The sequence below is a fragment of the Amycolatopsis sp. 3B14 genome (assembly GCF_050958625.1).
GTDB classification, from domain to species: domain Bacteria; phylum Actinomycetota; class Actinomycetes; order Mycobacteriales; family Pseudonocardiaceae; genus Amycolatopsis_E; species Amycolatopsis_E thermoflava.
The window spans coordinates 47,564-69,510 of the sequence record NZ_JBHZEN010000041.1 but is presented as its reverse complement, the minus strand read 5'-3'; the positions used below and the strand labels follow the sequence as shown (position 1 = coordinate 69,510).

Sequence of the window (21,947 nt, the reverse complement as noted above, 5' to 3'; positions counted from 1 at the left end):
GGGCTTGACGATGAACGACCTCCAGCGGATACGTCCGCATTCATCCCCGCCGTGCTCGAACGTGCTGGGGGGCAGGCTCCGGTTCTGATCCGCCGCGGATCCCGGATCACCCACCACATCACGGCACCCGTGCACCGCCCGCGTTCCGCGCGGCGGTCCGGCGGCGTGCCCGGCAGCGCACTCGCGGAGAGAACCCACACATGACCAGATCCGAGCGGCCGGCACCACTGGCCAGACTCGACGACGTCACCCTCGCGCTGGAGAACCTGCGCCTCGGCATCGACGAAGAGGAGCCACTCGACGCGGTGCTGCGGCGGCTCGCCGAAACCGCCGTGAACGCGATCGCGGACGCCGACGCCGTCAGCGTCACGCTGCTCGACGACGCCGGGCCGCGCACCGCGGCCACCACCGACAACGAACTGACCGGGATCGACCAGGCCCAGTACGTGGCGGGCGACGGCCCGTGCCTGCTGGCCGTCCGCACGCGCGAACCGGTCCGCGCGGTGTCCAAACCGGACAATGGGACGTGGCCCGAGTTCGCCGCCGCCGCACAGGACCGCGGCGTCCTGGCGTTCCTCGCCGTGCCGCTGTTGCTCGGCGCGGGCACCCGCGACGGCGACGAGCTCGTCGGCTCGCTGAACCTGTACAGCCGGGTCGACGGCGCGTTCGACCCGTTCGACCAGAAGCTGATGCGGTTGTTCACCGGCGCCGCCTCCGCGGCGATCAGCAACGCGCGCCGCTGGTACCACGCGCGGCAGCAGATCCGGCACCTGGAGAGCGCGCTCACCTCGCGCGCCGAGATCGACCAGGCGAAGGGGGTGCTGATGGCGGTGCACGGCATCAGCGCGGGCGAGGCGTTCGACCGGCTGGTGGACCAGTCGCAACGGCAGAACATCAAACTCCGCCAGGTCGCCATCGACCTGCTGGAGTCCGTGCGCGCACGCTGACGCCCGGGCCGGTTCAGGCGCGGCGCATCGCGACCCGGGGCCAGCGGTCGAGTCCCCGCGCCGCCTCCGCCGCGCGGATCCGGCGCAGCCCGGGCGTCAGCTCGTCCGCGGTCAGGCGGACGAAGCCGCACCGCTCGTAGTACGGCGCGTTCCACGGCACGTCGGCGAACGTGGTCAGCGTCAGCGCCGGGAAGCCCGCCCGCGCGGCTTCCTCGATCAGCGCCCGCCCGATGCCGCGCCGCGCGCGCGAGGCGTGCACGGACACCTGCTCGATGTGCAGCGCACCGTCCACCGGGGCCGCGACCAGGTACGCGACCGGTTCCGGGTCGGCGGCCACCCACGCGAAGGGGTAGCTCGCGAGCTCCGCGGGCGTGGGCAGCACGTCGTCGGCGATCTCGGGCATCCCGATGTCCCGGAAGCACTCCCCCGCCGACCGTTCGACCTCCGGCAGCCGGTCGAAATCGGCCGCGGTCGCAGTCCTGATGCGCATGCCGCACAGTGTGACCGGGTACCGCCACATCGATGGCACGAATTTTGTCACCCTGGTACTGGCTGCGGCGGGCCGCGCGCTTCCCCGGGCGGGAGCGTGAGGCCGTGCTGCAGGCGGTCAAGATGGCGCTCGCCGCGGTGCTCGCCTGGCTCGTCGCGCGCGTGGTCGTCCCGTCGCCGCAGTCGTTCATGGCGCCGTATGCCGCCGTGTTCCTGATGACCGCGACGGTCTACCGCTCGCTCACCAACGCGGCGCAGCAGACCGCGGCGCTGCTGCTCGGGCTGGCCCTCGCCTACGCCGCGGCCCACCTGATCCCGCAGCCGGCGCTGGCGCTCGCGGCGGCGGTGTTCGTCGGGATGTTGCTCGGCCAGTGGCACCGGTTCGGCGGCAGCGGCATCTGGGTCGGGGTGACCGCGCTGCTGATGATCTCCTACGGCACCGCGGGCAACCTGCTCTACCTGGCCGAACGCACGGCCGAGAGCCTGCTCGGCGCGGCGATCGGGGTGGTGGTGAACACGGTGGTCCTGCCGCCGGTGCACCTGCGCCACACGCGCGACGCCGTGACCGCGCTCGCCGCCGAGGTGCGGGACCTGCTGCAGTCGATCGCCGGCGACCTGCGCGAGGACTGGGACGCCGACACCGCCACCCGCTGGCTGCGGCACGCCCGCCGCCTCGATTCCACGGTGGCGCGGGCCGACGAGGCGGTCAGCTGGGGGCGCGAGAGCGTGCGGTTCAACATCCGCTGGCTGGTGCACCGCCGCCGCGGCCGCCTGCCGCTGCCGTCGGCCTTCGAGTCGCCGCTGAGCGTGCTCAAGGAGGTCTCCGAGCAGGTCAAGCGCATCACCGAGGCGCTGGTGACCGCCGCCCAGCAGGACGAGGCCGACCCGGAGTTCACGGCGGAGTACGCGCGGCTGCTCGACCAGCTCGCCGGCGCGGTCGCCTGCCTGGACCAGAACGACGACCGGCTCGCCGACCTGCCCGGCTACCTGGACGAGCTGGCCGCGCACCACCGCGAACTGGACGGCAGGCTGCGGTTCGACCGGGTCACGACGGTGATGCGGCAGGCCGAGGACGCGGCGCTGCTCGCGGTGGCCCGCTCGGTGCGGGTGCTGGAGACGGCCGCGCCGAGCTGACCCGTTTGAGCCCGCCGCGGGCGGCAAGCCCACAGGCGGGAAAGGAGGGACGACGATGAACCGCACCACGACCCGGGAGAGCCTGGAGGCCTCGCTGCAGGACCTGGATTTCCCGGCGGAGAAGCCGCAGATCCTGGAGTGCGCGGAGCGCAACGGCGCCGACGACGACACGGTCGCCGCGCTGCGCGCGATCCCGCCGGTGGGCTACGGGAGCTGGACCGAGCTGATCTCGGCCGTCCGCGTCGAGTCCGACGACGACCGGAGCTGACCTCGGGGTGGCGCGGCTACGCGCCGCGCCACCGCACCTGCTCCTGCTCGGCGAGTGCCTGGCGTACCGCCGCGGACACGGCTCACCGCCCCGAACTCACCGCCCGCCGATCGCCCTGGCTCGCCGCCCGGCGAACCCTCGATCCAACACCCCACGAACGCCCCGGCTCGCCGCTCCGCGGACCCCCGGCTCACCGGCCGGCCAGCAGCTCCTCCAGCTCACCCAGCACGTCTTCGACCGGGACCGTCGCCACGAAGGAGTCGTCGTGCTCGCAACGGGGCAGGTCCTCGCGCGTGCAGTCGACGCCGCACACCGGGCAGTTCGCCGTCCACGAGATCAGCAACCGGTGCCGCGACCGGCTGAGCGGCCCCGCGTTCACCACGTTGCCCATCCAGTACACGCTGACCGTCGGCGCGCCGACCGCCGCCGCCAGGTGCCGCGGGCCGCTGTCGTTGCCTGCGAACGCCGAGCACCGGTCCAGCACACCCACCAGCGCGGACATGCTGAGCGACGTCAGCCCGCGCACCGGCGGGCCGGCCAGGCCGGCCACCCGCTCGACCAGTTCACGTTCGTCCGGCGCCCCGATCACCACCACACCGCGCCCGCCTGCCGCGAGCTTGGCCGCGATCTCGGCGAACCGCTCCGCGGGCCACCGGCGGCGCCGGTCACCGGCGCCGGGGTGCACCACGACCAGCGGCTCCGGCAGTCCCTCCAGCACCTCGTCCGCCGCCGCGCGATCGGCGTCGGTCACCGCGATGGACGGTTCCAGCTCCACCGGCCGCGCCCCGGCCAGCCCGGCGACCTCCAGCGCGCGCAACACCTCGTGCTGGTAGTACCGGAACGGCAGCCACCGGTCGGCCTCCGCCGCGTCCGGCGTCCGCGCGCCGACCAGGTACCGCGGTTCCAGCCTGCGCAGAAAAGGGTTGGAGTTGCGCCCGCCGCCGTGCAACTGCACGGCCAGGTCCACCGGCTTCAGCGCGTCGAACCAGGCCTGCTGCTCCGCCGCGTCGAACGGCTTCCCGGCGGGCTCGTGCACGTTCTCGTACGGCGGCAGCGGCCGCACCTCGGTCACCGGCGACGGGCGTCCGGCGAGCAGCTCACGGTGCAGTTCCGTGCCCAGCAGCACGATCTCGGCGTCCGGGTAGGCCGCCCGCAGCGCGGCCATCGCCGGCACCGCGAACAGCAGATCCCCCAGACCGCCACCGCGCAGCACGGCGATCCTGCGCACGTCCGGCCACTTCGCTTCGATCGGGCCGACCGCGGGCCCTGCGTCGGAATTCACCACGCGCTCAAGGTGCCCGTTTCCGCAGGCAGCAAACGGAAATGTTTCGTACCGCAAGATCCGGCTACTGGTGGAGCAGGAGAAGGAGTGGAGGTGGACATGGCAGGCGAGACCAAGGACGTGGCCGCCATCACGCCGGACCTCGTCCGGCTGCTGTCGGAGACCGCGCCCACGGTCGTGGTGCTCGGCGACGCGATCCTCGACGTGTGGCTGTCCGGCCACTGCGAGCGCATCTGCCGCGAGGCCCCGGCGCCGGTCGTCGACGTGGGCGCGCGCGCCCTGTCGCCCGGCGGGGCGGCGAACACCGCGGCGAACCTCGCCGCGCTGGGCGCCCGGGCCCGGTTCGTCAGCGTCGTCGGCGACGACGAACCCGGCCGGGAACTGGCCGCGCTGCTGGACTCCCACGGCGTCGACACCGAGAACCTGCTCACCGCGCCGACGCGGCGCAGCATCAGCAAGCAGCGCGTGGTCGCCGACGACCAGGTGTTGCTGCGGTTCGACGAGGGCGACCGCGACGATCTGCCCGCGGTGCAGACGAACCGCCTCACCAAGGCGCTGGAGAACGCGCTGGCCGGCGCGGATGCGCTGATGGTGTGCGACTACGGCAACGGCCTGCTCGGCAAGCCGCTGCGGGACGCGGTGGCGCGGCTGCGGGCGGACATCCCGCTGCTGGTCGTCGACGCGCACGACTTCGAGCACTGGCGGCAGGCCCGGCCCGACCTCGTCACCCCGAACGCCGCGGAGGCCGCGAACCTGCTCGGCGCCGACCTGCCGGAGCCCGGCGAAGAACGCGCGCGCCTGTTCGAGGACGAGCGGCGGACGCTGCTCGACAAGACCGGCGCCGCGGCCGCGGTCGTGACCATGGACCGGCACGGCGCGATGCTGCTCACCGGCGAGGGCCGCGGCTACCGCACGTGGGCCGATCCCGCACCGGAGAGCCAGGCCAGCGGCGCGGGCGACACGTTCGCGGCGGCGCTCGTGCTGGCGCGGGCCGCGGGCCTGCCGACCACGAGCTGCATGGAGCTGGCGCAGACGGCGGCGAACGTCGTGGTGCACCAGGACGGCACTGCGATCTGCAGCCAGGCTCAGCTGTCCCTGGCGCTGAGCCGGGAACGCGAGGCCGCGGTGCCGGCCGGGGAACTCGCCCGCGCCGTCGCCGCGCACCGCGAGGCCGGGCGCCGGGTGGTGTTCACCAACGGCTGCTTCGACGTGCTGCACCGCGGGCACATCACCTACCTGAACGAGGCCAAGCGGCTGGGCGACGTGCTGATCGTCGCGGTCAACTCCGACGAGAGCGTGCGCCGGCTCAAGGGGCCGGACCGTCCGGTGAACACCGCGCAGGATCGCGCCGCCGTGCTGTCCGCGCTCAGCTGCGTGGACCACGTGGCCGTGTTCGAAGAGGACACTCCCATCGAGCTGCTCAAGCTGCTGGAGCCGCAGCTCTACGTCAAGGGCGGCGACTACACCGAGAACATGCTGCCGGAGGCGCCGACCGTGCGGTCCTACGGTGGCGAGGTCCGCGTGCTCGGGTACGTCGCCGACCACTCGACGACCTCGGTGATCGAGAAGATCCGCACCTCCGCGCCGGTCGGGGAGGGCGCGTGAGGGTCGACGTCCTCATCCCCACGCGCAACCGGCCCGCCGAGCTCGCCGTCACGCTGTCCGGCCTGGCCGCGCAGGACTTCCCGGACTTCGCCGTGCACGTGGCCGACCAGTCCGACGGGAACGCCTCCTACGACTCCCCGGCGGCCGAGGCGATGGTGCGGGTGCTGCGGCACCAGGGCCACCCGGTCGACCTGAGCCGGAACCTGCCCCGGCGCGGTCTGGCGCAGCAGCGCAACCACCTGCTGGACCAGTCCAAAGCGGACTACGTGCTGTTCCTCGACGACGACGTGTGGCTCGAACCCGGCGCGATCACCCGCCTGCACTCGGCGATCACCGAGCTGGGCTGCGGGTTGGTCGGCAACGCCGTCACCGGACTGTCCTACTTGGACGACCGGCGGCCGCACGAGCTGGAGCCGTACGAGGAGTGGGACGGCAGGCCGGAGCCGGAGCAGATCACGCCCGGCACCCGCGAGTGGCGGCGTTGGACCCTGCACAACGCGGCCAACCCGACGCACCTGTCGGAGCGGGTCCGGCACCGTCCGAAGTGGACCGCCTACAAGGTCGCCTGGGTCGGCGGTTGCGTGATGTTCGACCGCGAGGCCCTGGTCAACGTGGGCGGGTTCGAGTTCTGGCAGGACCTGCCGCCGGAGCACTGCGGCGAGGACGTGCTGGCGCAGATGAAGGTCGCCGCCAAGTACGGCGCGGCGGGCATCCTGCCCACCGGGGCCGTGCACCTGGAATCCCCGACCACGGTGGTGAACCGGGACACCGAAGCCTACGACGTCGTTTGCCCGTGAGGATCATGACCGAGCCCGTTTCCCAGCAGCGCCTCCGGCTCCGGGACGAGTTCCTGGACCGGGCGGCGGAGGAGTTGTTCAAATACGACGAGCGGTTGCGCGGACTCGACCTGGAGGTCCGCTTCGACCGCGGCGTCGCGCACCTGACCGGCGAGGTCGGCGAGCGCGCGCACCTGGACACCGCGCGTGAGCTGATCGGGCGTCTGGACGGGGTGTTCGGCGTGTGGGACCGCGTGCGGGTCGGCGGGCGGGACCCGCTGATCCTCGACCTCGGCTGCGGCGGCCAGAAGCAGTACCCGGGCAACTTCGGCGTGGACCTGATGGCCACCGGCGAGGTGGACGTGGTCGCCGATCTGTCCGGTCCGCTGCCGTTCGCGGACTCGTGCGCGGACCGGGTGTTCCTGGTGCACATCCTGGAGCACCTGATCGATTTCCTGCCGCTGGTGCACGAGGTGCACCGGGTGCTGCGCCCGGACGGCATCGCGTACGTGTTGTCACCGTGGTGGCGTTATGTGAACGCGGTGGCCGACCCGACGCACGTGCGGATGCTGGACGTGCAGACGATCAAGGGCATCTGCCGCAGGCCGGGCTCGTCGCGCACCTGGTTCCCGCTGCACGCGGGCTGCGACGGGGCCAGCATCTTCGCCGAGTTGCGGCCGGTCAAGGACGGTTCCGCGGAGGCGCCGGGCGCGGCGCACCTCGCCCGGTTCTTCGACTAGTGACCTGACTCGCACCTGCGCGGTCCCGGCAACGGGGGTGAAACACGGGATGCATACCGTGAATCGCATGACGACCCACCGGATTCCGGCCGGCGCCATCAACCTGTGGCCGGAGCAGCCCGAGAGCACGACCCGGACCGGCGGCACCGAGAACCGCGGCCTGGTGTGGTCGGCGCTCTGGCAGCACGACGAGACCGAGCCGCCCGCCGCCGACGCGCAGTCCTAAGCCGCGAGGCCGAGCCGCGTCAGGTACGCGGACAGCTCCGGTGGCGTGTGGAACGCGCTGCGGATCGCCAGTGACGCGTCGCAGCCGAAGGCGATCTCCGCCCTGTTGATGGCATGGCCTTCGGCGCGGAGGCCGTCCTGGTAGGCGTCGAGGACCAGTTCGCGCAACGCGGGCAGGGCGGCGACCGGCAGCGAGCCCTCGTCGGCCGGCCCGACGAGGAGCTGGCCCAGGTCGGAGCCGACCGGGAGCGGGCACTGCCAGCCGACGTCGATCACCACGAACGTGTCCGGTTCGTCGCGCGGCACCAGGAGGTTCTGCGGGCAGGCGTCGTGGTGCCCGGTGGCCTGCGGCAGGGCGTCGAGACGGTCGAGCAGGTCCGGCACCCGTCGCGCGAGCGCGCGCTGGTCGTCGCTGGTGAGCCGGGTGAAGGCGTCCAGGTCGAGCCTGCCTTCGGCGAGGATCCGGAGGGCAGGCCCGGGCGCGCCGCCGAGCCGCCGCCCGGCCCAGCGGCCGAGCAGGTACGCGGCGCGCTCGAACCGGGGCGGGTCCCAGGCGAGGTCCGCGCACCGGACGTCCTCCAGCCACATCGCCACGCGGTCGTCACCCAGCTCGTCGATGCGGAGGACGGAGGGTGTGCGCAGGCCGGGCGGCAGCTCGAAGCCGGACCGGAGGAAGTCCGCTTCGCCACGCCAGGGGAACTCGCGCGCGAACCGTTCCCGGAGGCCGGCGGGGATGGTCGCGAACACCGCGGAATGCCATGGGGCCTGGAGGATCTTGACGAACGCCGGCCGTGGCCCGGTGACGCGGTAGACCGCGGCCGTGGATGGCGCGGTGGGCGTGAACCGCACCGGCACGATGCGGGTCGGCTGGAGCCGCCGCGTTCTTCTTGGCAGCGCCGCCTCAGCGGTAGGGATCGGTGATCTCACAGAGCTTCTCCAACGTCTCCCGCAGCTGCGTCATCCGGCGCTTGCCCACGTGCTGCTCCCACTCGGCCTCGATGCGGGCGATCTCGGCCTCCGCGACGGGCGCCGCCTCGCGAGCCTTGTCCGTGGCGTGGATCAGGCGCGCGCGGCCGTCCCGCGGGTCCGGCGCCCGCTGCACGTAGCCGGCCTTCTCCAGCTGGTCGACCAGGAACCCGGCGGTCTGCTTCGTGACCTGCGCCGCCTCGGCCAGTTCGGTCAGCCTGCTGCCGCCCGGGTTGATCCGCTGCAGCAACCGCGCCTGCGCGAGCGTCACCTCGAACCCGGCGGCGCGGATCGCGTCCATCACCCGGTTCTCCAGGTGCCGGTATGGGATGTAGAGCAGCAGTCCGGTGTTCACGCCCGCTCCTTGACGATAGTCAGAGGACTTGCCTAAACTAGTCAGAACATCTTACCACTTTCGGGCGAGGTTCCCATGGAACAGAACGACAAGTGGCTGGCGATCGACGCGGAACGCACGCGGATCGCCGACCTCTACGAGACCCTCACCGACGTCGAGCGGACGTACCCGTCGCTGTGCGACGGGTGGACGGTCCACGACGTCGCGACGCACGTCGCGCTGGCGCCGCACGTCGGGTTCGGGACTGTCCTCAAGGCGGCGCTGCGGGCGCGCGGGAACTTCAACCGCATGGTCTACGACCTGACCAAGCGGGAGTCGGCCCGGCGCTCACCGCCGGAGGTGGTGGAACTGCTGCGCACGGCGGTCGGCGTGCGCCGTCTCGCGCCGCGGCAGAGTCTCGACAACGCGTTGATGGACGTGCACGTCCACGCGCAGGACATCGCGATGCCGCTCGGCAGGCAGCTGTCGATGCCTGCCGAGGCGGCGGTCGCGTCCGCGGACCACCTGTGGGAGATCGGTTTCCCGTTCCACGCCCGCAAACGCCTGGCCGGTCACCGTCTGATCGCGACGGACGCCGACTGGCGCGCAGGCGAGGGCACGGAGGTCCGCGGCCCGATCCAGGCCCTGGTCATGCTGCTGGCCGGCCGCACCGCGACCATCCCGCAGCTGACCGGGATCTAGGCCGCGCGGTTCTCGCGGGCGCGCTCGACGCCGGTGAGACCCCAGCCCAGCGCGATCATGCCGACGCCGAGGCCCAGGTGGAGCCAGTTGTCGGCGTTGTTCAGCGGCACGAAGTTGGCGCCGCTGTCCTGGTCGATGACCAGTCCGTAGACCCACAGCAGCAGGTAGACGAAGCCACCCAGCACGAGGAACCCGCGGGCGCCGCCCGGGGTGCGGGCCAGCGCGAGCCCCACGATGCCGAACAGCAGGTGCACGACGTTGTGCAGGATGGACACCGCGAAGACCCCGAGCAGCATCGCGCCGGAGTGGTGGCCGGCGAAGGTGAGGTCGCCGTAGTTCGAGGTGATCCCCGGGATGAACCCGAGGATCCCGACGAGCAGGAACACGGCGGCGACGGTGGTGGCCGCGGTCTGCACGGGCCTGCGGACCCTGGTCGCGGTTGCGGAACGCCCGGTCATGACTACTCCTTTGGGACGAATTGCCCCCCGGATAGCCCCACCGAACGTGGCGAAACCCGTTCAGGGACGGCGGCCGACGAGATTCATGGCGACGAGGCTCAGCACGACCTGGTCGTCCTGGTTGAGCAGCTCGCCACGGGTGTGGACGAGGCCGCGGTCCGGCTTGGAGCGGGACGCCCGCGCGGACACGACCGTGGCACGCAGCCGCAGCGAGTCACCCGGCCGGACCGGCGCGGGCCAGCGCAGCTCGTCCACGCCCGGTGACGCGAGGCTGGCGTTGCGGGAGAGGTAGTGGTCGGCGAACAGGCGCATCATGAGGCCGGTCGTGTGCCAGCCGCTGGCGATGAGCCCGCCGAACGGGCCGGTGGTCGCCCACTCCGGCTGGGTGTGGATCGGCTGCGGGTCGAACTGGGCGGCGAAATCCAGGATCTCCTTCTCGGTGACCGAGAGGTGCCCGTACTCGTAGACCGCGCCGGGCTCGTAGTCCTCGAAGAAGCGCTGGTCGATCGGCGCGGCGAAGTCCGCCTCGCTGAGGGTCATCGTCATGGCGCCAGCATCGCACGCCTGCCCCGCCCGACCAGTGACGCAGAACGCGCCCGCCCCCGGCGCCGGCGCGGCGGTCAGCGTGCCGAACTGCTCAGGTTGTGCGCCGCGGCCAGGGCGTCCGCCGTTTCCGAGGCCATGCGTCGCACGTCGAAATCCTGCTCGGCCTTTTCGCGGGCGGCGTGGGCGAGTTTGCGGCGCAGCGCGACGTCCGTGCTCACCCGGTCCAGCGCCGCGGCCAGTGCCGGCCCGTCGCCGGGCGGGACGATCATCGCCGCGCCGGCCAGTTCGTCCACCACCTCCCCGACCGCGGTCGTCACGCACGGCACCCCGTGCGCCATCGCCTCCAGCACCGCCAGCGACAACGTGTCCCGCCGGGAGGGCAGGCAGAACACGTCCAGCCCGCGCAGGAAAGCGCTCACGTCCCGCAAACGCCCGAGGAACCGCACCGGCAGACCGCGCGCCCGCTCCGCCAGGTCCCGCCCGTCCCCGGCGACCAGCACCCGCACCGCGCGCCCCCGCCGCCGCAGCGTGGCCACGGCGGTCAGCAGGTCCAGGCCGGTCGCCCCGCCGATCGCGCCGATCACGACCGGGGTCCGGTCCGACGGCTCGACCGGCTCGGCCGGGATGTCCACACCAGGCCGGATACGGGTCACCCGCTCCGCCGGCGTGCCCAGGTCCCGCAGCCTCGCCTCGACGATCCGCGACGGCGCCAGCGCCCCGGCCAGCCGCCGGTAGCAGTCCCACACCGCGCTCGACTGCGGCGCACCGCCGACCCGGTGCAGCGTCGCCACGGTCGGCGCCACCGACTCCGCGGCCTGCACGGCGGCCAGGTTCGACCCGGCGTCGGCCAGGTTGACGTGCACGACGTCCGGCGAAAGCGCTCGCAGCGCGTTCTCGACCTGCGGGGCCCACACGCTCCGCACCGCCGTCGCCACGATCTGCTTCGGCACGCGCTCCGGGAACGCACCGGCGAGCGGCTCGCCCACGACGAGGCTCGGCGCGACCCACGACGGCAGGCACCGCAGCAGCCGCCGGACGTAGACCTCCGCGCCGCCGAACGCCTCGTTGTCCACCACCAGCGCCACGTTCAGGCGTTCCATCGCCACCTCACGTAGTCGGCATACCGGACACAGCTACCCGTTCCGCGATCACCCAACACCTAACCGGTCGGTCAGACCCCTGACCGATCGGTTAGCATCGTCCGCATGGAACACGTGACGTGCTGCGTTGTTGGCGGGGGCCCGGCCGGGGTGATGCTCAGCGTCCTGCTGGCCAGGGCCGGAGTCAAGGTGGCCGTGCTGGAGAAGCACCGGGATTTCCTGCGCGACTTCCGCGGGGACACCGTTCATCCGTCCACTCTGCGCCTTCTGGACGAGCTGGGCCTGGGCCGGAAGTTCGCCGAGCTGCCGGGCCCCGAGCTGACCGAGATGCGGATGCGGGTGGCCGGGGAAACCGTGGTGGCGGCCAACTTCGGCCGCCTGCCCGGACGGCACAAGCACATCAGGATGGTCCCGCAGTGGGACTTCCTCGACCTGCTGGCCGCCGCCGAGCCGCTGGACCTGCGGATGGGCACCGAGGTGACCGGTCTGCGCAGGACGGACGGCCGCGTGACCGGGGTGACCTACCGGGACTCCGACGGCGATGGTGAGCTGTCCGCGGACCTGGTGGTCGCCTGCGACGGGCGGGATTCGGTGGTGCGGCAGGCCGCCGGGTTGCGTCCCGACGAGTTCCCGCTGCCGATGGACGTGTGGCAGGTGCGGATTCCCGCGCCCCCGCACGACGAACGCGACGGCCGGGTGTTCGGTGTGTTCGGCAACGGGCAGGTCGCGGTGACGATGGACCGCGGCGACTACCACCAGACCTCGTACCTCATCCCGAAGGGCGAGGACGCCCGGCTGCGCGCCCGCGGTCTCGACTGGTTCCGCGGGCGGCTCGCGGAACTGTTCGGCTGGGACGGTGCGGTGCTGGACGAGATCCGGTCGTGGGACGAGGTCAAGCTGCTGGAAACCTCGATGGGCCGGCTGCCGCAGTGGCACGTGGACGGTCTGCTGTGCCTCGGCGACGCCGCGCACACCATGTCACCGGTCGGCGGGGTGGGCGTGAACCTGGCGGTGCAGGACGCCGTGGCGGCCGCCCGGATCCTCGCCGGCCCGCTGTCCGCGGGCCGGGTGTCCACACAGGATCTGGCGAAGGTCCAAAAGCGACGTGAGTGGCCGACGCGAGTGGCGCAGCGGGCCCAGCTCGGCGAGCACGAGATGCTGCTGAAGCCGGCACTTGAGGGCACCCTGACCCGCGTGCCGCCCCCGTTGCGCGCGGTGCAGCGGTTCCCGCTCCTCGCGGTGGTCGCGGCCTACCTCGGCGGGATCGGCGTCCGGCCGGAACACGCGCCGGCCTTCGCGCGGCGTTAGGTGATCGCCGCCAGCACGAACCGCTCCACCTCGTCGGCGGCCGCGTCCAGGTCCAGTTCCGGGTGCGCGAGCCAGTGCGACACCACACCGTCGATCGCGCCGCCGATGGCCAGGGCGACCGTCGTCGTGTCGAACTCGCGTAGCTCCCCGGCGCGCTGGCCGTCCTCCAGCAGCTCGGCCAGGCCCTGCCAGCGGCCGCCGGCGTCGTGCGAGCCGGGCGCCTTGAGCTTCGTCCCGTTCGCGTCGTCGAGCAGCACCTCGGTGATGAGCCGGACATGCCGCCGGTGCGCCGACTGGTAGCTGATCATGGCTCGCACATAGGCGGTGATCGCGGACCGGGTGTCGGGCTGGCGGTCGACGCGGGCCCGCACGTAGTCGCCGAACTGCTCGAACACCTGCTCCAGCGCCGCCTGGGCGAGGTTCTCCTTCGACGAGAAGTGGTACAGCACCGCGGCCTTCGAGATCCCGGCGGCCTCGGCGATGGCGGACAGCGACGTGCCGCGGTAGCCCTTGGTCGAGATCAGGTCGATGGTGCACTCGATGATCTGCTCCCGGCGGGCACGCTCGGTGAAGGTCGTCGGCCGGGACATGCCCCGATCCTAGAGGTTGCCGTCCGAGCGGCCGGGTATCCGCCCGGAATGCTGTCTTCGATCCTGCGGGGCGCCGCCGCCGGGGCGGCCGGGGCCACCGCGCTGAACGCCGTGACTTACGCCGACATGGCCGTCCGCGGGCGGCCGGCGAGCTCGACCCCGGAGCAGACGGTCGAGCAGGTCGCGCACCTCGTCGGCGTCCACATCCCCGGCGACGAGCAGCGGAAAAAGGCGCGGGAGAGCGGCATCGGCGGGCTGCTCGGGCTGCTCACCGGAACCGCGGTCGGCGCCGCCTACGGGGCGGCGCACGGCGCGGGCTGGCGACCGGGCACGCTCACCGGTGGCCTCGCGGCGACCGGCGCCGCACTGGTCGCCGCCAACGGGCCGATGACCGTTCTGCGCATCACTGACCCGCGCCGCTGGAGCTTCGCCGACTGGGCCGGCGACGTGGTTCCGCACCTCGCCTACGGCTTCGTCACCGCCGCAACCTTCGCCGCCACCGTGCGGAAACGGCGCCGCTGACCACCCGCCAGGGGGAGGTGTATGCGGAACGGCCAGGGGGTAATCCGGCGTCAGCGCTCGATCGGGGAGGGAAATCATGGGCAGGCACCGCATCGACGACGCGGGCACGGACCTGAAGTGGGGCGGTCCGGCCCTCGTCACCGAAGCCAGGCACGCCGCCCGCGGCCGGCACGCGCGGCCCGAGGACGAACAGGCGACGCAGCCGCTGGAAGGCGCTCTCACCGGCGAGGTCGCCGTCGCCCCCTGACGGGCGGGAAAGCGCAGGTCAGCGCGTCGCGAACGGGTGCCGCCCGTTCGGGTTGATTAGTGCGAATCGGTATCGGGTACTGCTCCGGCCGTGACACCAGAGGTGGTCGTGGTCGGGCAGATCGCCCGTGACCTCGTCCTGTGCGTGGGTGACGCCCCGGAGGCCGGGACGTCGGCCGCGGTGCGCTCCCGCGACGAGGTGCTCGGCGGCAAGGGCGCGAACCAGGCCGTCGGCGTCGCCCAGCTCGGTGTGCCGGTCGCGTTGCTCGCGGTGGTCGGCGACGACCGCGCCGGGCACGACCTGTTGACCCACGCCGCCGCCGACGGCATCGACGTCTCGCACTGCGTGGTGCGGGAACACGCCCGGTCGGCGCTCGTCGTGAACGTCGTCGACGACCACGGCCAGTGGCGCTACCTGGAGGACATCCCCGAAGACGTGCAGGTGGCCGAACACGATGTGCTCTCCTCGGCCGCACTGCTCCGGGAGGCATCCTCGGTCATCGTCCAATTGCAGCAACCGGCCCGGGCGTCGATGGCCGCGGCCCGGCTCGCCCGCGAAGCCGGCGCCCGGGTGGTGCTGGACGGTGTGCCCGCGGACAAGGACCTGCTGGCGTGCGCGGACGTCCTCCGCGCCGACGCCAGGGAAGCGGAAATTCTCACCGGACAGCCCGTCGAGAATGTGGCCGAAGGGGTCAAAGCGGGCGTTATGCTGCTCGCGCACGGGCTCGACTTGGCAGTACTTGAGGTGGCCGGTCACGGCAACGTGTTCGTCAGCCGGGCCGGCTACGAGTTCCTCCCGCACGGCGACGCGCACGTCGTCGACACCACCGGTGCGGGAGATGCCCTGGTCGCGACCCTGACCTGCGCGTTGTCGCGCGGACAGGACCTGCGCACCGCCGCACGAGCGGCGGTCGAGGCAGCGGCGAGCACAACCGAACACGCCGGGGGCCGACCCCGGCTGACCCCCGGCATCCTCGAGTCGCGGAAGCAGCCATGACCCTCAGCCAGCCCAGACCGGCAACCCGGATACTGATAGCCCCGGACCGGGCGGCGCCACCCGTGCCGTGCGAAGAATGCGGTTACTCCGCCCTGCGCATCGCCAAACTCGTCAACGAGGCCGACGAGCCGCTGGCGACCCTGCTGGTGTGCACCAACTGCCGCGCGCACACTCCTTTGCCGGAGTTGCCTGCTCCTCGGGAGCCTTAGGGCCGCTACGCGGGTATCTACTGCGTCGGCTTCGCTTCGCTACGCCCGGATGAGAAGTGCCCTCCCGAACCCGATCTCGAATTGTTCGGTTGCGGGAGGGGGCTGGCTCGTGGGGTGGTTGCTTTTCGTTGCCGGGTCGCCGTCGGGTGGCCGGCTAAGAAACCCCCACCGGAGCATGCAAGGGCACCACGGCGCTGGAGAAATCGCAGAACAAGAACGCGTCATACCGTCGCGAAAGCATCGTCGGCACGTAATTCCCGCGCCACTCCGACCGCGGGTCGTACACGACGCCGATCGCACGGTGACCGCGGACCTGCGAGGCCCACTCACCGGCCTCATCGAGCAGGAAGAGCGAATCGGTGTCGGGGACGGCCGAGTGCAGCAGCGACTCCACGGTGTCCTCCCGTGCGGGCGGCACCGGCATGTCCTCCGGCGGCGCGCCCCACCGCGCACCGGCCATCACGGTGCCCCGGTGCGTGCCGAAGCCCACCGTGAACGACTCGCCGGGGTGGCGTTCCCGCACCAGCTGCCCCACGTTCAGCATCCCGGCCGCGGCCATGTCCGTCGCCCGCGCGTCGCCGACGTGTGTGTTGTGCGCCCACACCACGGCCTTCGCCGACGGGCCGTACGCCTCCAGCAGCCGGTAGAGCGTGTCGGTCATGTGCTCGTCCCGCACGTTCCACGATCCGACGTCCCCGCGGACCATCGTCCGGTAGTAGCGCTCCGCCCCGGCGACCACCTCGGCGTTCTGCCGCGCCACGAAACCGGCGTCCAAACCGGGCACATCGCCGGTCTCCCGCAGCGAGGCGAGCAGCCGCAGCACGTCGCTTTCGCAGTTTTCCGGCACCAGCCGCGTCGAGTACGCGTAGTCGCGCGGGTCCTCGGCGAACGGCTCGAAGCAGCGCATCGCGGAAAGCGCCGTCTCCACCTGGCCCGGCTGGTGCTCGCGCAGGTACCCCAGGATCTCCCGCAGCGAATCCCACAGGCTGTAGACGTCCAGACCATGGAAACCCACCGGACGGTCGCCGAACCGCGCCGCGTTGTACGCCGTCAGCCACCTGGCGAATTCCACCACGTCGTCGTTGGCCCACATCCAGCGCGGCCATCGGTCGAAACCGGACAGCACGGCCTCCGGATCACCGCGCCCGCCCGCCACGCAGCAGTGCACGCGGTGGCAGTCCGGCCAGTCGCCCTCCACGGCGACGAACGAGAAGCCCCGCTCCACGATCAGCCGCTTGGTGATCTCCGCCCGCCACCGGTAGAAGTCGGCGGTGCCGTGCGAAGCCTCGCCCAGCAGGACGAAACGCGCGTCGCCGACGCGGTCGATCAGCGGGTCGAGGTCCTCCACCCGGCGCAGCCCGATGGCGTCCTCGCGCGGGGTCAATACGAGAGCTCCTTGGCGGCGGCCTGCGCAGTGGCGAGCTCCTGGCACAACCGCACCGTGACCTCCTGCGCCCTGGCCAGCGCGGCCGTGGCGTCGAAGACCGACGTGATCAGCGTTTCGTACCCGCCCTGATCACCCGGCACATCCAGGTTCCCCAGCCACAGCTGCCGTTCCAGCCACGTGCCCAGTTCGGGCAGACTGCGGGCGACGTTCTGGGAGAGCAACTTGAGCGATCCGAGCACCTGGTAGATCTCCGCGGCGCCGTCGATGCCGGTTTCGCCGCCCACCCCGGAGGCGCGGTGGTACAACCCGCGCGTCGCCAGCTGGGCCTGTTCCGCCAGCCCGCCGCAGCTGGCCGCCACCTCGCTGTTCCGTGACACGTCCATCTTCGCCGGTCCCCTGTCTGACGCCGGTCGTACTGGTTCAGCTTTCCCCTTCCGCCCCGAAACCAAACCGTGCCGGGCAAAACGTTCAACGGAGGATCAACGCGGGTAGGTGTTCACGGGGACTTACGCGCGAGAGGGGAGTGGGCGATGGCGACGACCGTGTGGCTGGGCCGGTTCGAAGGCATCCGGGTGGGTCTGCATTGGAGCGTCTTCGCGATGGCCGGGGTGCTGGTCGTGGCACTGCCGTTCACCCAGTGGGCGCCACTCGCGCCGGTGCAGGGGGTGTTCGCCTACATCGTGGCGAGCCTGATCACCGCCGCGCTGTTCGTGGTGTCGCTGTGCGCCCACGAACTCCCGCACGCACTCGTCGCGCGGCGATCCGGCCTGGAGGTCCGCGAGGTGACCCTGTGGCTGCTCGGCGGTGTCACGCGGCTGCGCGGCGAACCGCGGTCGCCCGGGGTGGAGTTCCGCGTCGCGTTCGCCGGGCCGCTGATGAGTCTGCTGCTGGCGGCGATTTTCGGCTTCGCCACCTGGATGACGTCGCCGATGGGCGATTCGCTGTCCGGCGCGGTGCTCGGCTACCTCGCGGTGCTGAACCTCGTGCTGGGTGTGTTCAACCTGATCCCGGTGGCGCCGCTGGACGGTTGCCGCGTGCTGCGGTCGATCCTGTGGGCCGCGTGGCACGACCGGCACCGCGCCACGCTCGGCAGCGCCCGCGCCGCCCGCGTCCTCGGCTTCGCCGTGTGCGCCCTCGGCGTGGTGACCCTGCTCCGCGGGCCGATCGGGCTCGGCGTGTGGCCGTTGCTGGTCGGGCTGTTCATCGTCAACCTGGCGCTGGCCGAGGAACGCGACGCCGAACTCGGCACCAGCCTCGCCGCGATGCGGGTGCGGGACGTGATGACCATGCGCCCGGCCACCGCGCCCGCCGCCACCACCGTGGCGGCCTTCCTGCGGGACAACGCCATGCTGCGCCAGCATTCGGCCTACCCGCTCGTCGACCCGGTCGGCCGGTTCGCCGGGCTCGTCACGCTGACCCGCATGCGGGCCGTGCCGCCGGAGCAGCGCCCGAACACCCTGCTCGGGGAAATCGCCTGCCCGCCAACGGAAATCCCGCGCGCCACCCCGGACGAGCCGCTGCTGGCGTTGCTGCCGAGGATGTCCGGGTGCGCGGACGGGCGGGCGCTGGTGTTCGACGCCGACCGGCTCGTCGGGATCGTGTCGCCGTCCGACATCAGCCGCGCGGTGACGTTGCGCGGTCTCGGCGTGGACTGGCACGGCGGCGCGGACGTCGCGGTCGCGCGCAGCCCGTCCAGCCCGCCGCTGGGCCGTCCGGCCGCCCAACGCTGGCCGTGAGTTTCGGCACCTCCGAGCAGGGGAATCCTCGCTTCCGATGAGCCACGAAAACACCCAGCGAGACGTGCGGCGCCTGGCCGATCAGCTCGTGGACGGCCTCGACCGGCACGACCTGGACTCCGTGTCCCGCGTGCTGCCCAGGATGATCGGCGCCGACGCGCCGGACGCCGGCCTGCTCCGGCCGCTGTGCGCGGAGCTGGTCGCGGTGATCGCCCGCGAGGTGCGGGCCCGCGCGGCGCCGGAGGGCGCGGACCTGTTCACCATCGCCCTGTCCGACGAGACCGACGAGGCCGTGCCGATCGACGACCTGCAGCCGGCGCTGCGGGCCGTCCTGCGCGCCGTGCTCGCCGAGCTCAACCAGGACGGCGCTGGGCTGGCGGCGCAGCTGGAGTTCATCGCCGGGGACCCGGATCCGTGCGGTCAGATCGACGCGCTGATCCACCTGGTGTCCTGGGCCCACGACCTGCCGCAGACGTGAGCGGCCAGTGGTGGCGGGACGCCGTCATCTACCAGGTCTACATCCGCAGCTTCGCGGACGGCACCGGCGACGGTGTCGGGGACCTGGCCGGCCTCCGCGCGAAACTCCCCTACCTGTCCGGCCTCGGCGTGGACGCGCTGTGGATCACCCCGTGGTACCCGTCCCCGATGGCGGACGGCGGCTACGACGTGGCCGACTACCGCGACATCGACCCGGTGTTCGGCACGCTCGCCGACGCCGAAGCCCTGATCGACGAAGCGCACCGGCACGGCCTGCGGATCATCGTCGACATCGTGCCCAACCACACCAGCGACCGGCACCCGTGGTTCCAGGCCGCGCTGGCCGCCGGGCGTGGCTCGCCCGAGCGGGATCGGTACGTGTTCCGCGACGAGCCCAACGACTGGCGCAGCGTCTTCGGCGGGTCCGCGTGGACCCGGGTCGACGACGGCCAGTGGTACCTGCACCTGTTCGACCCCGCGCAACCGGACCTGAACTGGGACCACCCGGAGGTGCGCGCGGAGTTCCGGGACGTCCTGCGGTTCTGGCTCGACCGCGGGGTGGACGGGTTCCGCATCGACGTCGCGCACGGCATGGTCAAGGACCCGGCGCTGCCCGACCTCGGCCTGGACCACGAGGGCCTGGTCGAGCCGCCGGACCGCAGCGACCATCCGCACTGGGACCGGCCCGGCGTGCACGAGATCTTCCGGTCCTGGCGTGAACTCGCCCGCCACTACGGCGACGACCGGATCTTCGTGGCCGAAGCCTGGGTGGACAGCCCGCGGCGGCTGGCCCGGTACGTGCGGCCGGACGAGCTGCACACCGCGTTCAACTTCGACTTCCTGCGCTGCCCGTGGGACGCGGCGAAGCTGCGGTCGGTGATCGACTCCAGCATCGCCGCGCTCGCCACGGTGGGCGCGCCGGCCACCTGGGTGCTGTCCAACCACGACGTCAAACGGCACGTCACGCGGTACGGCGGCGGGCTGCCGCGGGCGCGGGCCGCGTTGCTGCTGATGCTCGCGCTGCCCGGCGGCGCATACCTCTACCAGGGCGAGGAGCTGGGGCTGGAGGAGGTCGAGGACCTGCCGGAGGAGGTGCTGCAGGACCCGACGTGGGAACGGTCCGGGCACACCAAACGCGGTCGCGACGGGTGCCGGGTGCCGCTCCCGTGGTCCGGCTCGGAGCCGCCGTTCGGGTTCTCGGCCGGCACGCCGTGGCTGCCGCAGCCCGCGCACTGGGCCGCGAAGACGGTCGCCGCGCAGGAGGACGAGCCGGACTCGATGCTGTGCCTCTACCGGGACGCGCTGCGGATCCGCAAGGAACACCCCGCACTCGGGGACGGGGAACTGTCCTGGTTGGACAGTGCGCCGGACGTGCTGGCCTTCCGGCGCGAGCCGGGAGTGGTGTGCGTGGTCAACCTGGGCTCGGCACCGGTCGCGCTGCCGCCGCACCGGAAGATCCTGCTGGCCAGCGCCGAACCGGCGGACGAACTCGCCCCCGACTCCGCCGTGTGGCTGTCAACCTAGGTGCTGGCGCAACTGCCGGCAGGCGTCCGCACAGCTGCGGCAGGCCTCCGCGCACACCGCGCAGTGTTCGTGGTGCCCGGCGTGCTTCTCGCACTCCTCGGCGCACGCCCGGCAGGCCTTCTCGCACAGCGCGAGCAGCTCGGAGACGATTCCGGCGGGTCACCGCGGCGGGACAGCACCTGGGCGGTCGCGGCGCACACGGCGGCGCAGTCCTGGTCGAGCTTGATGCACCGCACCATCGGGCCCGGATCCGGTTCGGACAGGCAGGCGTCGGCGCAGGCCGTGCAGGTCTGGGCACAGGACACGCACTCCTCCAGGCACGCGGCGATGGCCTCCGGGTCGAGGCCGCCCAGGTCGGCGGGGTGGGTCCGCACCATGCGCAGGGCGTTGGTCATCACGTCCTCCTCTCCCCCGGCGCATACCCGGCCGAGCCGCGTCCAACCGTTTGCCCGGCCGCCGCCCGGGTAGGCCTTGGCACATGTCCGAACTACCGCTGCCCGAGTACGACGAGCTGCCACTGGCGTCGCTGCAGCACCGCATCCGGTCGCTCGACGAGGAGCAGCTCGACCAGCTGATGTCCTATGAGCTGAAGCACGCCAACCGGCTGCCGGTGCTGGAGCTGATGCGCGTGCGCAAGCGCCAGCTCCACGAGGGCGCCGAGCCGTCGCACGGCGAGCACACCAAGATCCCCGAGGTGACCGGCCACGCCGGCGGCTCACCCGCCAAGCAGCAGACGGCGGCCGAGCCGAACACCCCGCTGCGCCACGGCGTCGCCGACCAGACCCCGCACCGGGGACGCTCCTAGAGCAGCTCCACCCGCCCCTGCGGTCGCGGTGGTAGCGGCGGGGCACACCTAGAGCCGCTCCTGAACGCGGCGCAGCGTCTCGCGCAGGTTGTCCTCCGAGACGGCGTCGATCGCTTCGTCGAGCGGAAGCCACTTCAGCGGCGCGTCCGGCTTCTCCGGCCGCGCCGCTTCCGGCTGCCCGGTCGCCAGCACGAACCGCAGATCCGCGTGCTCGTGCGCGGGCTCGGTGCCTTTCGCGGGCACCGGGACGACCACCGCGTGCAGCAGGTCCGCGGTCGGCCACGGCCGCAGATCGGTCAGCCCGGTCTCCTCGCGCCCTTCCCGCAGCGCGATGACCAACGGGTCCGTCTCACCCGGGTCGCCGTGCCCGCCGACCTGCAGCCACGCCTGCTGACGCTGGTGCCAGCGCAGCAGCACGCGGCGGCTCTCCGGGTGCACGATCACCGCGGATCCCGTGACGTGCAAGGGAATCTGCCGCGAGAAAGGGTCCGCCGCGGTGGCCAGCACCTCCCGGATCCGCGCCACGTCGGCGTTCTCGGTCTCGTCCCGTGCGGTGTACCCCTCCAGCATGCCC

General features: G+C 72.4%; 28 protein-coding genes. 16 read left to right on the top strand and 12 right to left on the bottom strand.

From position 1 onward, the window contains the following. Positions 1-200 precede the first annotated feature (200 nt). On the top strand, positions 201-947 hold the full coding sequence (locus ACCP09_RS23215; protein ID WP_378337219.1) for an ANTAR domain-containing response regulator: 747 nt from the start codon (positions 201-203) through the stop codon (positions 945-947). Between the two features lie 13 nt (positions 948-960). Here ACCP09_RS23215 and ACCP09_RS23210 read toward each other — a convergent pair whose 3' ends face one another. Beyond that, on the bottom strand, positions 961-1,467 hold the full coding sequence (locus ACCP09_RS23210; protein WP_433750124.1) for a GNAT family N-acetyltransferase: 507 nt from the start codon (positions 1,465-1,467) through the stop codon (positions 961-963). Positions 1,468-1,469: 2 nt separating this feature from the next. Here ACCP09_RS23210 and ACCP09_RS23205 point away from each other — a divergent pair, with 2 nt between their 5' ends. Both ACCP09_RS23205 and ACCP09_RS23200 read left to right on the top strand, forming a co-directional pair. Continuing rightward, entirely contained in the window at positions 1,470-2,570 is a 1,101-nt protein-coding gene (locus ACCP09_RS23205) for an FUSC family protein (protein ID WP_433750100.1), read from the top strand. 55 nt (positions 2,571-2,625) lie between these two features. Continuing rightward, on the top strand, positions 2,626-2,838 hold the full coding sequence (locus ACCP09_RS23200; protein ID WP_051362917.1) for a DUF2795 domain-containing protein: 213 nt from the start codon (positions 2,626-2,628) through the stop codon (positions 2,836-2,838). Positions 2,839-3,028: 190 nt separating this feature from the next. On the opposite strand, the gene ACCP09_RS23195 is transcribed toward ACCP09_RS23200, so the two are convergent. After that, on the bottom strand, positions 3,029-4,123 hold the full coding sequence (locus ACCP09_RS23195; RefSeq protein ID WP_433750096.1) for a glycosyltransferase family 9 protein: 1,095 nt from the start codon (positions 4,121-4,123) through the stop codon (positions 3,029-3,031). A 96-nt stretch (positions 4,124-4,219) separates the two neighbouring features. Between ACCP09_RS23195 and rfaE2 the strand changes: the two genes are divergently transcribed. The 4 genes from rfaE2 (at position 4,220) to ACCP09_RS23175 (ending at position 7,467) form a co-directional block, all read left to right on the top strand. Further along, on the top strand, positions 4,220-5,725 hold the full coding sequence (gene rfaE2 / locus ACCP09_RS23190) for a D-glycero-beta-D-manno-heptose 1-phosphate adenylyltransferase (protein ID WP_433750093.1): 1,506 nt from the start codon (positions 4,220-4,222) through the stop codon (positions 5,723-5,725). Then, positions 5,722-6,522: a glycosyltransferase family 2 protein gene (locus ACCP09_RS23185; RefSeq protein WP_433750090.1), complete on the top strand. Its 801-nt coding sequence runs from the start codon at positions 5,722-5,724 to the stop codon at positions 6,520-6,522. The genes rfaE2 and ACCP09_RS23185 overlap by 4 nt, the downstream gene beginning before the upstream one ends. Positions 6,523-6,527: 5 nt before the next feature. Continuing rightward, entirely contained in the window at positions 6,528-7,241 is a 714-nt protein-coding gene (locus ACCP09_RS23180; RefSeq protein ID WP_433750087.1) for a methyltransferase domain-containing protein, read from the top strand. Between the two features lie 67 nt (positions 7,242-7,308). Further along, positions 7,309-7,467 carry a hypothetical protein gene (locus ACCP09_RS23175; RefSeq protein ID WP_017984551.1) on the top strand — a complete coding sequence of 53 codons (159 nt, stop codon included), beginning with the start codon at positions 7,309-7,311 and terminating at the stop codon, positions 7,465-7,467. On the opposite strand, the gene ACCP09_RS23170 is transcribed toward ACCP09_RS23175, so the two are convergent. Together ACCP09_RS23170 and ACCP09_RS23165 are read right to left on the bottom strand one after the other, a co-directional pair. Next, positions 7,464-8,315 (bottom strand): hypothetical protein, encoded by an 852-nt coding sequence (locus ACCP09_RS23170; protein WP_433750084.1) that lies wholly within the window; start codon positions 8,313-8,315, stop codon positions 7,464-7,466. The two genes, ACCP09_RS23175 and ACCP09_RS23170, sit on opposite strands and share 4 nt — an antisense overlap. A 52-nt stretch (positions 8,316-8,367) precedes the next feature. Continuing rightward, entirely contained in the window at positions 8,368-8,787 is a 420-nt protein-coding gene (locus tag ACCP09_RS23165; RefSeq protein WP_027934304.1) for a MarR family winged helix-turn-helix transcriptional regulator, read from the bottom strand. A 75-nt stretch (positions 8,788-8,862) separates the two neighbouring features. Between ACCP09_RS23165 and ACCP09_RS23160 the strand changes: the two genes are divergently transcribed. Further along, positions 8,863-9,468 (top strand): maleylpyruvate isomerase family mycothiol-dependent enzyme, encoded by a 606-nt coding sequence (locus tag ACCP09_RS23160; RefSeq protein ID WP_433750081.1) that lies wholly within the window; start codon positions 8,863-8,865, stop codon positions 9,466-9,468. Here the strand turns inward: ACCP09_RS23160 and ACCP09_RS23155 are convergent. The 3 genes from ACCP09_RS23155 to ACCP09_RS23145 form a co-directional block, all read right to left on the bottom strand. Further along, positions 9,465-9,926, bottom strand: coding sequence for a DUF4383 domain-containing protein (locus tag ACCP09_RS23155; RefSeq protein ID WP_433750078.1), 462 nt, complete (start codon positions 9,924-9,926; stop codon positions 9,465-9,467). The two genes, ACCP09_RS23160 and ACCP09_RS23155, sit on opposite strands and share 4 nt — an antisense overlap. A gap of 60 nt (positions 9,927-9,986) precedes the next feature. After that, on the bottom strand, positions 9,987-10,472 hold the full coding sequence (locus ACCP09_RS23150) for a MaoC family dehydratase (protein ID WP_123685039.1): 486 nt from the start codon (positions 10,470-10,472) through the stop codon (positions 9,987-9,989). A gap of 74 nt (positions 10,473-10,546) precedes the next feature. Next, on the bottom strand, positions 10,547-11,572 hold the full coding sequence (locus ACCP09_RS23145) for a glycosyltransferase family 4 protein (protein WP_037322946.1): 1,026 nt from the start codon (positions 11,570-11,572) through the stop codon (positions 10,547-10,549). A 105-nt stretch (positions 11,573-11,677) separates the two neighbouring features. On the opposite strand from ACCP09_RS23145, the gene ACCP09_RS23140 reads away from it, so the two are divergent. Beyond that, entirely contained in the window at positions 11,678-12,880 is a 1,203-nt protein-coding gene (locus ACCP09_RS23140; RefSeq protein WP_378366058.1) for an FAD-dependent oxidoreductase, read from the top strand. On the opposite strand, the gene ACCP09_RS23135 is transcribed toward ACCP09_RS23140, so the two are convergent. Further along, the gene (locus ACCP09_RS23135; RefSeq protein ID WP_433750073.1) at positions 12,877-13,470 is read right to left on the bottom strand and encodes a TetR/AcrR family transcriptional regulator; all 594 of its coding nucleotides are present in this window, start codon (positions 13,468-13,470) and stop codon (positions 12,877-12,879) included. The two genes, ACCP09_RS23140 and ACCP09_RS23135, sit on opposite strands and share 4 nt — an antisense overlap. A 48-nt stretch (positions 13,471-13,518) precedes the next feature. On the opposite strand from ACCP09_RS23135, the gene ACCP09_RS23130 reads away from it, so the two are divergent. From ACCP09_RS23130 to ACCP09_RS23120, 3 genes are all read left to right on the top strand, one after another. Next, complete coding sequence (locus tag ACCP09_RS23130) at positions 13,519-13,992, top strand: hypothetical protein (RefSeq protein WP_433750070.1); 474 nt, start codon at positions 13,519-13,521, stop codon at positions 13,990-13,992. Positions 13,993-14,068: 76 nt separating this feature from the next. Continuing rightward, a complete protein-coding gene (locus ACCP09_RS23125; protein ID WP_167344627.1) occupies positions 14,069-14,239 on the top strand; it encodes a hypothetical protein in 171 nt (56 codons plus the stop codon). A gap of 90 nt (positions 14,240-14,329) precedes the next feature. Next, positions 14,330-15,235: a PfkB family carbohydrate kinase gene (locus ACCP09_RS23120; protein ID WP_433750067.1), complete on the top strand. Its 906-nt coding sequence runs from the start codon at positions 14,330-14,332 to the stop codon at positions 15,233-15,235. A 363-nt stretch (positions 15,236-15,598) separates the two neighbouring features. Here ACCP09_RS23120 and ACCP09_RS23115 read toward each other — a convergent pair whose 3' ends face one another. Together ACCP09_RS23115 and ACCP09_RS23110 are read right to left on the bottom strand one after the other, a co-directional pair. After that, on the bottom strand, positions 15,599-16,828 hold the full coding sequence (locus ACCP09_RS23115) for an erythromycin esterase family protein (RefSeq protein ID WP_433750064.1): 1,230 nt from the start codon (positions 16,826-16,828) through the stop codon (positions 15,599-15,601). Further along, positions 16,825-17,214, bottom strand: coding sequence for a hypothetical protein (locus tag ACCP09_RS23110; protein ID WP_020423069.1), 390 nt, complete (start codon positions 17,212-17,214; stop codon positions 16,825-16,827). The genes ACCP09_RS23115 and ACCP09_RS23110 overlap by 4 nt, the downstream gene beginning before the upstream one ends. A gap of 147 nt (positions 17,215-17,361) precedes the next feature. Between ACCP09_RS23110 and ACCP09_RS23105 the strand changes: the two genes are divergently transcribed. From ACCP09_RS23105 to ACCP09_RS23095, 3 genes are read left to right on the top strand one after another with little or no spacing between them, the layout of a single operon-like run. Then, entirely contained in the window at positions 17,362-18,567 is a 1,206-nt protein-coding gene (locus ACCP09_RS23105) for a site-2 protease family protein (protein WP_123685032.1), read from the top strand. A 37-nt stretch (positions 18,568-18,604) separates the two neighbouring features. Further along, positions 18,605-19,045 (top strand): hypothetical protein, encoded by a 441-nt coding sequence (locus ACCP09_RS23100; protein ID WP_433750060.1) that lies wholly within the window; start codon positions 18,605-18,607, stop codon positions 19,043-19,045. Further along, the gene (locus ACCP09_RS23095) at positions 19,042-20,568 is read left to right on the top strand and encodes a glycoside hydrolase family 13 protein (RefSeq protein ID WP_433750057.1); all 1,527 of its coding nucleotides are present in this window, start codon (positions 19,042-19,044) and stop codon (positions 20,566-20,568) included. Before ACCP09_RS23100 ends, ACCP09_RS23095 begins: the two co-directional genes overlap by 4 nt. On the opposite strand, the gene ACCP09_RS23090 is transcribed toward ACCP09_RS23095, so the two are convergent. Next, positions 20,560-20,625, bottom strand: a complete 66-nt coding sequence (locus ACCP09_RS23090) for a four-helix bundle copper-binding protein (protein WP_433750122.1) — start codon at positions 20,623-20,625, stop codon at positions 20,560-20,562. The two genes, ACCP09_RS23095 and ACCP09_RS23090, sit on opposite strands and share 9 nt — an antisense overlap. 421 nt (positions 20,626-21,046) lie before the next feature. On the opposite strand from ACCP09_RS23090, the gene ACCP09_RS23085 reads away from it, so the two are divergent. Next, entirely contained in the window at positions 21,047-21,373 is a 327-nt protein-coding gene (locus ACCP09_RS23085; protein WP_020423074.1) for a hypothetical protein, read from the top strand. A 48-nt stretch (positions 21,374-21,421) separates the two neighbouring features. Here the strand turns inward: ACCP09_RS23085 and ACCP09_RS23080 are convergent, their stop codons facing one another. Beyond that, positions 21,422-21,943 carry an NUDIX hydrolase gene (locus tag ACCP09_RS23080; protein ID WP_433750053.1) on the bottom strand — a complete coding sequence of 174 codons (522 nt, stop codon included), beginning with the start codon at positions 21,941-21,943 and terminating at the stop codon, positions 21,422-21,424. Positions 21,944-21,947: the final 4 nt, after the last annotated feature.